Here is a 12,550-nt window from a genome sequence, read left to right on the forward strand (position 1 = left end):
CCCTTTCAATCCAACCTACTGAGGAATTTGCAATGAATAAAACACTCGCAGGAAAAGTCGCGCTCATCACCGGCGGTTCGCGCGGTCTCGGCGCGGCGATCGCTGACGTGCTGGCCGATCGGGGGGCGGATATCGCCATCACCTACGTGGCCTCCGCCGATAAGGCGCATGCCGTTGTGGAGAAACTCATCGCGAAAGGCGTACGCGCCGTGGCGATCCGGGCCGATCAGGGGGAGCCGTCCGCCGCGGAGCCTTTGGTGCGTGAAGTGGTGGAGAAGCTTGGTCAACTCGATATTCTCGTCAATAACGCGGCCGTCGCGTGGCAGGGGAAAACGATCGATGCTCCCGATATCGACAACGCGGCGATGGATCGGCAGTGGGTTATCAATACGATGGGCGTGATCGCCAACATCCGCGCGGCGGTGCGGGTGCTGCCGGACGGCGGGCGGATTATTTCGGTCGGCTCCGGCCTTGGCACGCGCATCGGTTTCCCCGGCACCACCGATTATGCCGCCAGTAAAGCGGCGATCGTGGGCTACAGCAAGGGCGCGGCGCGCGATCTGGGGCCGCGTAACATCACCGTCAACGTGGTGCAGGCGGGCATCATGGACACCGACATGGCGGCCGGCGCGCTGGACCATCTGCCGCCGGTGGTGATGGCATCCCACGCGATTCAGCGCTATGCCACTGTTGAGGAGGTCGCCGCGACGATTGCCTTCCTCGCCGGACCGGATGCCGGTTTCATCACCGGCTCGGTGATTGACGTCAACGGTGGCTTCACGGCCTGATTCAGACGCGGTCGTTAACCGTCTCCGCCGGGAACTGACGCTGGTGCAGCGCAATCGCCAGCGCCAGCGCGGCCACGACCAGCGCGAGCAGCGCGGAAACCGCTAAACTCCCCTCAACGCCCAGCCGATGGTTAAGCCAGGCGTAGGCAAACGGCGATGCGGCCGCTAGCAGCTGGGCGGGGATCAGAAAAATCCCGGTGCGCCGGGCGTAATCCTGCGCGGCAAACAGCTGCAGCGGCAGCGTGGCTTTGAATACCGTGGTTAAGCCATTAATGGCGCCATATCCCAGCACAAACCCGGCGGCGGCCCCCGCTAAATAGGGGCCGCTCAGGCCGAGCGCAAAGCACAGCGGCATCAGAAAAGTCGTTAGCAGCGTCAGCCTGAGCGGCGTTAATGCGGAACCGGAAGCCACCTCCAGAAAACGGGCGCCGGTTTGCCCGACTCCCCACAGCATCCCTGTCGCCACGGGCAGGCCGTAGCTGGCGATAAATTCCGGCAGGTGAGTTGAGGTTCCGTTAGAGACAAAGGTCACCAGCGCGATCAGCGCCGCATACAGCAGGCCAGCGCGTCGATTGCGGCCTGATGTCGGTCGGCGCGCTTCACGCCGCGGCGTCAGCGGGAGCCGGGCATTCGGCATTGTCCACAGCAGCAGCGCGCTGAGCACGCCGAACAGCGCGTAGATCTGCAGCGCGTGTCGCCAGCCGATCGTCGTCAGAAGCCAGGCGCCAAGCGGCCAGAAAACGGCGGAGGCTAACCCGCCCGCCAGCGTCACCCGCGAGAGAGTCGCTCTTGAGCGCTGTCCGTAAAGGTTGACCAGCGCGGCGAACAGCGCGTCATACAGCGCCAGGCGCATACCGACGCCGGTCAGCAGCCAGGCGCTAAACCACACTGGCAGAGTATGCGCATTCGCCATAGTTAAACATCCGCCGGCGATGATCAGCGTGCCGGAGACTACCACGCGCTGGCCGCCGATGCGGGCCAGCAGGCGGGCAACAAAGGGCGAGACCATCGCCATCATCAGCATCGCAAGGGTCAGGCCGAGATAGATTTGCGCCGCGGACCAGCCGGTATCCTGCGCGATGGCCCGGGCAAAGGTGCCGGGCATATAAAAGGAAATGCCCCAGTTGATAAGCTGGTTGCATCCGGCAGCAAAGGTGAGCAGGGCGGGGGCGGAGTGCGATTTTTCGGTAACTTTCATGGTCTTCTGTTCAGTTATAAGGTTGTCGGCAGCATAACCCGCAGGCTATTGTGCTGGCAGACCCGTCCGTTTATGCCCCTTATAAGAGAAACTTTGCGATGATGACGCTGAATCTGGGAAACCTGGCGACCTTCCGGCTGGTGGTGCAGCGAGGGAGCTTTTCCGCTGCCGCCGACGTGCTGGGGCTGTCGCAACCCGCCGTCAGTCTGCAGGTGCGCCAGCTGGAGCAGTTCCTCCAGACCCGGCTGCTTGAGCGCACCGGGCGAGGCGTGAAGGCGACGGCGGCCGGCCTGACGCTGCTGGCCCACGGCGAGCATATCGAGCAGGCGGTCAGCGCGGCGCTGCAGTCCGTCGGCGAGTTTAGCCATGAGATCAGCGGCGCGATCGCCCTCGGCACCGGGGCCACGGCCTGTATTCATCTTTTGCCGCCGATACTGCAGCAGCTGCGCGAGAACCACCCGCTGTTGACGGTGGGCGTGACCACCGGAAATACGCTCGACATCGTGCGGGCGGTGGAGGAAAACCGGCTCGACCTTGGGCTGGTGACGCTGCCGGCAAACGGACGTTACCTGGCGGTGACCCCGGTTCTTGATGAGGAGTTTGTGTTTATTTTTGCCAGCGAGGGCCAGACGCCGCCGTCGCGGCTGACGCCTGACGTTCTGCACGCCCTGCCGCTAATAGCCTTTGAGGCGGGAAGCGGTACCCGGGCGCTGATTGACGGCTGGTTTGATGCCGCAGGCCTGGCGATTGCGCCGGTGATGCAGCTCGGAAGCATCGAGGCGATCAAGCGCATGGTACGCGCGGGGCTGGGCTATAGCATTGTGCCGCGCATGGCGGTGGAGCACACGGAGGATCGTCGCGGGCTAAGCGTTCACTCGCTGACGCCGTACCTGCATCGCCGGCTGGGCGTGGTGATGCGTCAGGATAAAATCCTCAGTAAAGGGATCGCCGAAATGCTGCGCCTGCTGCGGCACCCTGGCAACTGATCGGCCATCGGATACGGCGAGCGCCTTGTTACGGCCTGGCTACTCTCGGGTCTGCGTGACGGCCGGGGCGGAGGATTGCTGCGACTCTTTTTTGTCCTGATGATGGTACCAGGCGCCGATAGAGGAGTAGACGAAGCGTCCAAAGAAAAAGATAAAGCTGATAAGCAGTACGATACGGGTCATGCGACGGTTAAATCGATGGCGTTTACGCATACTGGGTGCCTGACTCACAAAAGGTTCCTTGAAGTATACCCATAACACGGGCGTTAGGCGTATTAAGGCACAGGAAAGGTGCGGGGTCAATTGATGGGAAGGTAAAAATGCTCCGGCCAAAGCATTAGTTAATGTTATATAACGCAATCGTTGCATTTACATGGTTTCTTTTTCCAGCGGCCGGCGGTAAAAAATAAGCTTTCTTAATATTAGCTAAATGATTTTTTGATTTATATCAACAGTCTGTTTTCGTTGGTAACTAGAATCTCCAGCCAGTTCCGCGTCGTTATTCCTTGCGCGGTTGAGATGGTTGGGTTGGATGCCTGCCTGAATATACCCTGCTGGAATTTGGGTTATCCGTAGAGCATCTATGAGCATAATTAATCTGTACAGACAATATCGGGACAAATGGTGGGCGCTGCCGCTGGTATTACCCACTCTCTTACTTCCCCTGGCGAGATGGACGAATACCTACGCTGAGCTCAACGGCAATGAGGTTCCTCTTTACTATTTACCGCTGGCGCTGGTATTGAGCCTGATGCTGTTTTTTGGCTGGGACGCGCTGCCGGGCATAATCATCGGGCTGTGGTGCACGGTGGCCCGCGATATGGCTCCGGAAGAGGCGATTGGCGTTATCTTCCACTTTCTGATCCCGGTGGTGCTGTGCTGGGGCGGATACCGCATTTTTGTTCCGCGCAGGCAGCAGATCTCTCACGGTAACGCCGGCCTGATGCCGCAGAGGCTGTTCTGGCAAATGCTGCTGCCGTCGGCAATATTCCTCGTGCTCTCCCAGTTTGCCGAGTACCTTGGCCTTCATCCTCATACCACGGGCCTGATCGGTATCGATCCCTTTAGTTTACGATCGCTAATCACTTTTCAGGCGCTGATGGTCGGGTGTTTAACCGGCGTACCGCTGTGCTATTTCCTGCTGCGCATTATTCGTAATCCATTACATATTCGCGGATTTATTTCGCAAATCCGCCTGCAAATTGACCCGAAAATAAAGCGGACTGAGTTTTGTTTATGGGCGCTAACGCTGTTAATGTTATTAGTGCTGTTATTAATACCTTTGAGTAATACCAGTACGATATTTAGCACAAATTATACATTGTCATTACTTATGCCGGTGATGCTGTGGGGCGCCATGCGCTTTGGCTATAGCTTTATCGCTCTGATCTGGACGCCGGTATTAATTCTTATTATCCATTTTCATTACCGCTATTTGCCGTTGTCGGTTGGCTACAATAATCAGTCTGGCTATCACCTCATCCAGCTATCTGGTGTCCTCATTTATTATCGCCTATATGGCCATGCTGGCGACGCAGCAGCGTCTGATCCACGCGCGCGTGCGGCGAATGGCCTTTCTCGACCCGGTGGTGCATATGCCGAATTTACGCGCGCTAAGCCGGGCTCTCGAAAACTCGCCGTGGTCGGTGCTGTGCTTTTTGCGCATCCCGGAGCTGGAGCTGCTGGGGCGGCACTATGGGGTGATGCTGCGCATTCAGTACAAGCAGAACCTGGCGGAACATCTTAGCGCCTTGCTTCAGCCGAATGAGGTCGTGCACCATCTCTCGGGGCACGACCTGGTCATTCGCATGAACTGCGACGATCATCAGGCGCGAATTGAGGCGCTGGATAAGCACCTGAAGCAGTTTCGCTTCGTCTGGGACGGGATGCCGCTGCAGCCCGCGGTGGGCGTAAGCTACTGCAGCGTGCGCTCGCCGGTGAAGCATCTGTACCTGTTATTAGGTGAGCTGAATACCGTTGCCGACATGTCGCTAACCAGCGGCCACCCGGAAAATATGCAGCGTCGGGGCGCGCTCCACGTCCAGCACGGGCTAAAGGATAAGGTGGCGATAATGAATCAGATCCTGCAGGCGCTGGAGCGGGATCGTTTTTGCCTGATGGCGCAGCCGATAGTTGGGATCCGCGGCGATAGCTACCATGAAGTGCTGTTGAGAATGGTGGCTGAGAATGGCGAAATCATCAGTCCGGACCGCTTCCTTCCGGTAGCCCACGAGTTTGGCCTCGCTTCGCGGATCGATCTTTGGGTGCTGGAAAATACGCTCTCCTTTATGAACCAGCATCGGCACGTTCTCCCGGGCATGCGGCTGGCGGTGAATCTTTCGCCGGTATCGGTGAGCCGCAACCAGTTTCCTGACGAGGTGGAGCAGCGGCTGGCGCACTACGGGGTTGAGCCCTGGCAGCTGATATTTGAGCTGACCGAAAATCACTCGTTAACCAACCCGCAGCAGGCGCGACAAACGCTGGCTCATTTACAGGCGCTGGGCTGCCGGGTGGCGATCGATGATTTTGGCACCGGCTATGCCAGCTACGCGCGGCTGAAAAGCCTCAACGTCGACCTGCTGAAAATCGACGGCAGCTTTATTCGCAATCTGGTCACCAGCAGCCTCGACTATCAGGTGGTGGCGTCGATTTGCCATCTGGCGCGGATGAAGAACATGCAGGTGGTGGCGGAGTATGTCGAAACGGCGGAGATTCGTCAGGCGGTGATATCGCTGGGTATCGACTATATGCAGGGTTATGAGATTGGCGAGCCCGTGCCGCTGGATGCGCTGGCTAACGTGGCCACGGTTTAATCGGTAAACGGGCCGGACGCTCAGGGCGCCCGGCCGGCCTGTTAGCTATCGGGCTTTTCTTCGGCGATCTTCAGCAGCCAGTCAGGCACGCCTTCCCAGTACTGCTGCTCTTTTTCCAGATCGAGCAGCACCAGCGCATTTTGGCTAAACCAGTCGTGCGGGAACACCAGCGTCCAGTGGTTGGCTTCGGTCTTCAGCTTCAGCGTCGGCGGCGTTGTCGTCGCCTGGCGCTGGTTGTTCAGCAGAATGCCGAGGCGCAGTAGCTGAATGAGCGGCAGGAACTGCTTTTTCTTAAACAGCGTAAAGCGCGGCAAATCGTCGAGCTTGATAGCCTTACGGTGAAAGCGCACCAGCGTGGCCATCAGCATCTGCTGCTCCTGATTAAAGCCGGGCAAATCGCTGTTCTGCAGGATATACGCCGAGTGGCGATGCATACCGCTGTGGTTAATATTCAGCCCCACTTCGTGCAGCATCACCGCCCATTTCAGCAGCGCCGACAGGTTCGGGTTGTCGAGCTTGGGGTTCTGATCCTGCCACTGCTCAAAGATGTGGGTGGTGGTTTCCAGCACCCGACGCGCCTGTTCGCGGTCGATATTGTACTGGTTTGCCAGGCTTTGTGCGGTGCGGCTGCGGATATCCTGATGGCGGAAACGACCCTCCATCTCGTACAGCACGCCTTCGCGCAGCGCCCCGTCGGACAGGCGCAGACTCTTTAATGGCCAGCGCATCAAACACGCCGCACAGAATCGCCAGCCCCGGAGCAAATACCGCCTTGCGCTCTTCGGAGAGGCCCGGCAGGCTTAGCGCGTCGAAGTTCTTATATTTCAGCAGCTCGGCGACCAGCATTTCAAGGCGTTCAGGCGTGATAAAGCCGTCCTTCTCGCCCATGGCGACCAGTACCTCCTGAGCGGCCTTAATGGTCCCGGAAGCGCCCAGCGCGACCGTCCAGCCCTGAATGCGGAACTGCCACGCCAGCGTCTCCAGCTTTTGCACCGCCGACAGGCGCGCGCGCTGGAAATTCTCTTTGTTGATAATGCCGCCCGGGAAGTAAATCTGCGAGAAGCTGACGCAGCCCATTCTGCGGCTTTCGACCAGACGCGGTTCGAAATCCTCGCCGATGACCAGCTCGGTTGAGCCGCCGCCGATATCAATCACCAGCTTGCGGCCGCGCTCGGGCTGAGTATGCTCGACGCCCATAAAAATCAGGCGCGCCTCTTCATTACCGGAGATTATCTCAATCGGGTAGGGGATAACCTGCTCCGCGCGCTTGAGAAACTCAGCCGCGTTCGTCGCCTGGCGCAGCGTATGCGTGCCGACGATGCAGACGCTGGCGGGGGCAAAACCCTGCAGGCGTTCGGCAAACAGCGACAGGCAGCTAAGCCCGCGCGCGATCGCCTCTTCGCTGAGCACGGAGTTTTCATCCAGACCGTCGGCCAGATGAACCCGCTGTTTAAGGCGACCGATGATCTGCATTGCCCCGTCGACGACACGGGCGATCACCATATGAAAACTGTTTGAACCAAGGTCGACCGCAGCAAACTCCTGGGGGCGAGGGGCTTTTTCGTTTATAGGCATAGGTTAATCGGGCTGTTCGAGTGATTTGAGATAGTCATAGATCGCCATCTGAGCGCGAACTTTACGGCGGTTGCCGCGCGGCACGTAGCTATTACTCAGCTCTTTATCAAGATAGCGTGCTTTCACCGTGTCGTTGAACAAGATGTCAAAAATATCCAGCACCCGCTGCTTCAGACGCGGGTCCAGCAGCAGCGCGGCGACTTCGATGCGGTAGTCGATATTGCGCGTCATCCAGTCGGCGGAAGAGAGCCAGACCTGCTTATCGCCGCCGTTTTCAAAGACATAGACGCGGTCGTGCTCAAGGAAGCGGTCAACGATGCTGGTAACGCGAATATTGTCGCTAATCCCCTCAAGCCCCGGGATCAGGGAGCACATGCCGCGGATTAGCAGGTTAACGGGCACGCCGGAGCTGGAGGCCGCATACAGGCGGTCAACCAGGCCCTTATCGACCAGGTTGTTCAGCTTAAGGGTGATCCCGGAGGGCTGGCCGTTCTGGGCGTTAGCAATTTCCCGATCGATCATCTCATACAGCAGGCGGCGCGAGTTCTGCGGCGAAACCAGCAGATAGTCAAAGCTAACCGGACGGTATGGGTTTTCGATAAAGTTGAACACGCGGCGGACTTCATTGGTAATACGCGCATCCGCGGTGATTAGGGAGTAGTCGGTATACAGACGGGCAGTTTTTTCGTTGAAGTTGCCGGTGCCGATATGGGCGTAGCGGACCACCTCGTCGCCCTCTTTACGCGAAATCAGGAACAGCTTGGCGTGGATCTTCAGGCCAGGGGCGGAGAAGATAACGTGCACGCCGGCTTCGGTCAGGCGCTTCGCCCAATGAATGTTGGCCTCTTCGTCAAAGCGCGCCTGCAGCTCGACCACGACGGTGACTTTTTTACCGTTGTGGGCGGCGTGAATCATGGAATCGATAATCCGCGAGTCTTTGGCGACGCGGTAAATATTGATTTTAATCGCCAGCACGCTGGGGTCGAAGGAGGCCTGGCGCAGCAGTTCCAGCACGTGCTCAAAGGTGTGGTACGGATAGTAGAGCAGCACGTCGCGTTCGCGAATGGCGTCGAAACCGTTGCGGAACTTATCAAACCAGGTGTGGCGCAGGCGCGGCAGCGGCTTGTTGACCAGATTCGCCTTGCCGACGTTCGGGAAGCCGATAAAGTCTTTAAAGTTGTGGTAGCGGCCGCCCGGCAGCATTGAGTCATAGCGCGAAATCGAGAACATTGCCCGCAGCATTTCGACCATCGCGTCCGGCATATCGCGCTGGTAAACGAAGCGTACCGGTTCGGCGGTGAGACGCTGCTTCAGGCTGGAGGACATTAGCTCCATCAGGCTCGATTCCATCTCGTGCACCAGATCGTACTCGGCGTCGCGGGTCATCTTCATCGAATAGGCGTTCAGCGTATCGTAATCGAAGAAGCCTTTAAAAATATCATCCAGGCAGTAGCGCAGAATGTTATCAAGCAGGATCATCGGCTTACGGCGACGCGGGGCTTCCGGCGGCAGGTTAACAAAGCGCGGAACCTTATCTGACGGAATTTCCAGCAGGGCGTAGTTAACGGTTTCGCCGCGAATGATTTCCACCGCCAGATAGGTGTAATCATCTTTCAAAAACTGGATCAGGTCCGTTTCGCGGTTAATCAAAATAGGGGTGATGTGCTGGCGCAGGTACTGCTTAAAGTAGTTGCGCAGCCAGGACTGCTGGTTGACCGACAGCTGGCGTTCGTTGATCAGGAAGATCTGATTACGCGCCATCTCCAGCAGCAGCTCGTTATAGAGGCTGTCAAACTCCTGGTCGGCCTTCAGGACCCGGGCCTGAATTTTACCTAACAAGTGGCGAGAATGGGCGGTACTGCCTTGCTCTTCACTGATGATGATGCGGCGCTTGAGTTCAGCGAAGCGCACTTTATAAAATTCATCGAGGTTGTTGGAGTAAATGCCCAAAAAGCGCATGCGCTCAATCAGGGGGTTGCTTTTATCCGCCGCTTCCTGAAGTACGCGTTCGTTAAAGGACAACCAGCTGAGTTCTTTCTCGATGTATAGCTTTTCCTGGCCCATTACAACTCACACTCCGGTTGATTGATGTTGCATTTTCATTATGGCGAGCTTTGCCATTGAATGTCCAACTATGTCAAAGAAGTATGACAGTTTTCTTTCAACGCGCTGCGCAGAAAAGGCGGTCGCTTCCCTTTGCTTATTCTGTGTGCAAAACAGGTTAATTCTGGTGATTGTCGCCGGGCATTGGGCGGCAAAAAACATCCGTCGCCGGTGGGAGCTGATGCGGATAAACGGCGGTGGCGATGGCGAAAAAAACGCCTCTGGCGGATGCGAGAGGCGCTATCGATTACTCTTCTGCCGCATACCCTTGCGGCGGGAGAGGGGCGCCGTCAAGCCAGGCCTGGCTCCCCTCCATGCGCAGACGGCCGTCGACAAACCAGCTGACGACGAGCGGGTAAATGGCGTGTTCCTGCGCCTGCACGCGAGCGGTAACGTCATCTTCGCTATCGCCGGCGAAAACCGGCACTTTGGCCTGCAGAATGACCGGTCCGCCGTCCAGCTCATCGGTGACGAAATGCACCGAGGTTCCGTGCTCTTCATCGCCGTTTTCCAGCACCTGGCGATGGGTGTGCAGGCCGGGGTATTTAGGCAGCAGGGAAGGGTGGATATTCAGCAGCCGCCCCTGGTAGTGGGCGACGAACTCCGGGCTAAGAATGCGCATGTAGCCCGCAAGGACCACCAGATCCGGCGCGTAGGCGTCGATCTCGTGCATCAGCTCGCGATCGAACGCTTCGCGGTTGGCGAACTGGCTGGCGGTGAGCGCATGGGTCGGGATATCGGCCTCACGCGCGCGTTCAAGGCCGAAGGCATCGGCCTTGTTGCTGAATACCGCTCGCAGGGTGCCGCCGATCTGTTTCCGCGCGCAGGCGTCAATAATTGCCTGCAGATTACTGCCGCTACCGGAAATCAGCACCACGATATTTTTCATTCAATGACCACACGCTGTTCGGAATCAGAGGCTTTGATATAGCCTATTTTCCACGCGTTTTCACCTTTTTCGTTCAGCAGAGCGATGGCGTTATCGACGGCTTCCGGCGGCAGCGCGATGACCATGCCGACGCCGCAGTTGAAGGTCCGATACATTTCGTGGCTGCTGACGTTGCCGGCAGTTTGCAGCCATTTGAAGACTTCCGGCCACTGCCAGGAGGATTCGTCGATCACCGCCTGGGTGTTATCCGGCAGAACGCGCGGGATATTTTCCCAGAAGCCGCCGCCGGTCAGGTGCGCAATGGCGTGAACTTCGACGTTGGCGATCAGGTCCAGCACCGATTTGACGTAGATGCGGGTCGGCGCCAGCAGATGGTCGGCCAGGGATGCGCCGTTCAGGTCGGTGGTCTGCGGGTCGACGCCGCTGACTTCAATAATTTTACGCACCAGCGAATAGCCGTTGGAGTGCGGGCCGCTGGAGCCCAGCGCGACCAGCACGTCGCCGTCGGCAACTTTGCTGCCGTCGATAATTTCTGATTTTTCTACAACCCCGACGCAGAAGCCCGCAACGTCGTAATCATCGCCGTGGTACATGCCGGGCATTTCCGCCGTTTCGCCGCCCACCAGCGCGCAGCCTGACTGCAGGCAGCCTTCGGCGATCCCGCTGATGACGCTGGCCGCCGTGTCGACGTCCAGTTTGCCGGTAGCATAGTAGTCGAGGAAGAAGAGCGGCTCGGCGCCCTGAACCACCAGGTCGTTTACGCACATGGCAACCAGGTCGATACCGATAGTGTCGTGACGCTTGAGGTCCATTGCCAGACGCAGCTTGGTGCCGACGCCGTCAGTGCCGGAGACCAGTACCGGCTCGCGGTATTTCTGCGGCAATGCGCACAGTGCGCCGAATCCGCCCAGTCCACCCATCACTTCCGGGCGGCGGGTTTTCTTCACCACACCCTTAATACGGTCGACGAGAGCGTTGCCTGCATCAATATCTACGCCGGCATCTTTATAGCTGAGAGAGGTTTTATCGGTCACTGCGAAGTCTCCACACATTTGCGGTAGCAAGAAAAATCGGCGCAATTCTAACAGGGATAGCAAACGTTTGCGAGCCTGCTTTGCAGTCGGCGTTAATCGGCGGCGAGATGGACAAATTTGATACTGTTCACGAAAATGAAACCGGGTACATTCTTGTGCTTGCCTCCGTACGCCAGAATGATCATCATGCCACTGAAACCGGTTTCTTTTTTTATTTAAGCGAGCCGAACGACGGTACTGAGGGGATTCTGCAGGGGGGACAGAGTGATAATTGCCGCATTTGATATTGGTGGCACGGCGCTGAAAATGGGTACCGTAGCCAGCCTCCGGCGAGCTGCTGGAGAAGGGCAAGCAGCCGATTCGCGACAGCGACGGGGAGCAAATTTTGCAGGCCATGCTGGCGTGGATTGCCGCGCACCCGGAGTGCGAAGGCGTGGCGATCGGCGCGCCCGGATACGTTAATCCGCACACCGGCTATATCGAAATGGGCGGCGCTATCCGTAGATTCGATAATTTCGCCATCAAAACCTGGCTTGAACAACGGATCCGGCTTCCCGTCGCCATTGAAAATGACGCCAACTGCGTCCTGCTGGCCGAGCGCTGGCTGGGCAAGGCCGCCAATATGAGCGATTTTCTGGTCCTGACCATCGGCACCGGCATCGGCGGCGCGATTTTCTGTAATAACCGGCTGGTGCACGGAGCCAGCTTTCGCGCCGGCGAATTCGGCTATATGCAGACCCAACGGCCCGGCACCCGCGACGTGCGTCGCTACTCGATGAATGAGAACTGCACCCTGCGCATCTTGCGCCAGCGCTACGCCGACCATTTTGGCAAAACGCTGGAAGAGGTGACCGGGGAAGAGATATTCGATCGCTACGATACGGGCGATGCGACCTGTCAGCGGCTGGTGATTGAATTCTTTAACGGTCTCGGCACCGGCCTTTATAACCTCGTCAACGTGTTCGATCCGCAGACCATCCTCATCGGCGGCGGCATCGTGGAACGCCCGGGCTTTTTGCCGCTGCTGCGTGAACATCTGGCCTGGTTCGGCATTGCCGACTATATCGACACCGTCAGCCACGGCAACGACGCCGGGCTGATTGGCGCCGTTTACCATTTCAATCAGCAATACCGGTCGCCGACGGGCGATCGCGCATAAGGAAG

The 12,550-nt window shown here is 58.1% G+C and carries 7 protein-coding genes and 3 pseudogenes; 4 read left to right on the top strand and 6 right to left on the bottom strand.

The annotated features are described in order from the left end of the window. The first annotated feature begins 32 nt into the window (after positions 1–32). On the top strand, positions 33–788 hold the full coding sequence (locus ABOC21_RS01355) for an SDR family NAD(P)-dependent oxidoreductase (protein WP_426811853.1): 756 nt from the start codon (positions 33–35) through the stop codon (positions 786–788). Position 789: 1 nt separating this feature from the next. Here ABOC21_RS01355 and ABOC21_RS01360 read toward each other — a convergent pair whose 3' ends face one another. Further along, the gene (locus ABOC21_RS01360) at positions 790–1,986 is read right to left on the bottom strand and encodes an MFS transporter (protein WP_426811854.1); all 1,197 of its coding nucleotides are present in this window, start codon (positions 1,984–1,986) and stop codon (positions 790–792) included. Positions 1,987–2,084: 98 nt separating this feature from the next. Here ABOC21_RS01360 and ABOC21_RS01365 point away from each other — a divergent pair, with 98 nt between their 5' ends. Then, positions 2,085–2,972 (top strand): LysR family transcriptional regulator, encoded by an 888-nt coding sequence (locus ABOC21_RS01365; RefSeq protein ID WP_426811855.1) that lies wholly within the window; start codon positions 2,085–2,087, stop codon positions 2,970–2,972. Positions 2,973–3,011: 39 nt separating this feature from the next. Here ABOC21_RS01365 and ABOC21_RS01370 read toward each other — a convergent pair whose 3' ends face one another. Beyond that, entirely contained in the window at positions 3,012–3,185 is a 174-nt protein-coding gene (locus ABOC21_RS01370; RefSeq protein WP_426812014.1) for a YfgG family protein, read from the bottom strand. Positions 3,186–3,555: 370 nt separating this feature from the next. On the opposite strand from ABOC21_RS01370, the pseudogene ABOC21_RS01375 reads away from it, so the two are divergent. Next, positions 3,556–5,785 (top strand): annotated as a pseudogene (locus ABOC21_RS01375) (EAL domain-containing protein). A gap of 41 nt (positions 5,786–5,826) precedes the next feature. Here the strand turns inward: ABOC21_RS01375 and ppx are convergent. From ppx to purM, 4 genes and pseudogenes are all read right to left on the bottom strand, one after another. Then, positions 5,827–7,360: pseudogene (gene ppx, locus ABOC21_RS01380) on the bottom strand (exopolyphosphatase). A 3-nt stretch (positions 7,361–7,363) separates the two neighbouring features. Further along, positions 7,364–9,424 (bottom strand): polyphosphate kinase 1, encoded by a 2,061-nt coding sequence (gene ppk1, locus ABOC21_RS01385; protein WP_426811856.1) that lies wholly within the window; start codon positions 9,422–9,424, stop codon positions 7,364–7,366. Positions 9,425–9,710: 286 nt separating this feature from the next. Continuing rightward, entirely contained in the window at positions 9,711–10,352 is a 642-nt protein-coding gene (gene purN / locus ABOC21_RS01390) for a phosphoribosylglycinamide formyltransferase (RefSeq protein ID WP_426811857.1), read from the bottom strand. After that, the gene (gene purM, locus ABOC21_RS01395; protein ID WP_426811858.1) at positions 10,349–11,386 is read right to left on the bottom strand and encodes a phosphoribosylformylglycinamidine cyclo-ligase; all 1,038 of its coding nucleotides are present in this window, start codon (positions 11,384–11,386) and stop codon (positions 10,349–10,351) included. Before purM ends, purN begins: the two co-directional genes overlap by 4 nt. Before the next feature lie 306 nt (positions 11,387–11,692). Between purM and bglK the strand changes: the two are divergent. Next, a pseudogene (gene bglK / locus ABOC21_RS01400) lies at positions 11,693–12,545 on the top strand (beta-glucoside kinase BglK). Positions 12,546–12,550 lie beyond the last annotated feature (5 nt).

Origin of the sequence: Klebsiella sp. WOUb02 (assembly GCF_050058015.1) — a bacterium.
GTDB lineage: Bacteria > Pseudomonadota > Gammaproteobacteria > Enterobacterales > Enterobacteriaceae > Klebsiella.

Bases quoted from the DNA above. Each gene is read 5' to 3' on its own strand.
- ABOC21_RS01355 (WP_426811853.1), top strand. From the start codon at position 33: ATGAATAAAACACTCGCAGGAAAAGTCGCGCTCATCACCGGCGGTTCG.
- ABOC21_RS01360 (WP_426811854.1), bottom strand. From the start codon at position 1,986: ATGAAAGTTACCGAAAAATCGCACTCCGCCCCCGCCCTGCTCACCTTT.
- purN (WP_426811857.1), bottom strand. From the start codon at position 10,352: ATGAAAAATATCGTGGTGCTGATTTCCGGTAGCGGCAGTAATCTGCAG.
- ABOC21_RS01370 (WP_426812014.1), bottom strand. From the start codon at position 3,185: ATGCGTAAACGCCATCGATTTAACCGTCGCATGACCCGTATCGTACTG.
- ppk1 (WP_426811856.1), bottom strand. From the start codon at position 9,424: ATGGGCCAGGAAAAGCTATACATCGAGAAAGAACTCAGCTGGTTGTCC.
- ABOC21_RS01365 (WP_426811855.1), top strand. From the start codon at position 2,085: ATGATGACGCTGAATCTGGGAAACCTGGCGACCTTCCGGCTGGTGGTG.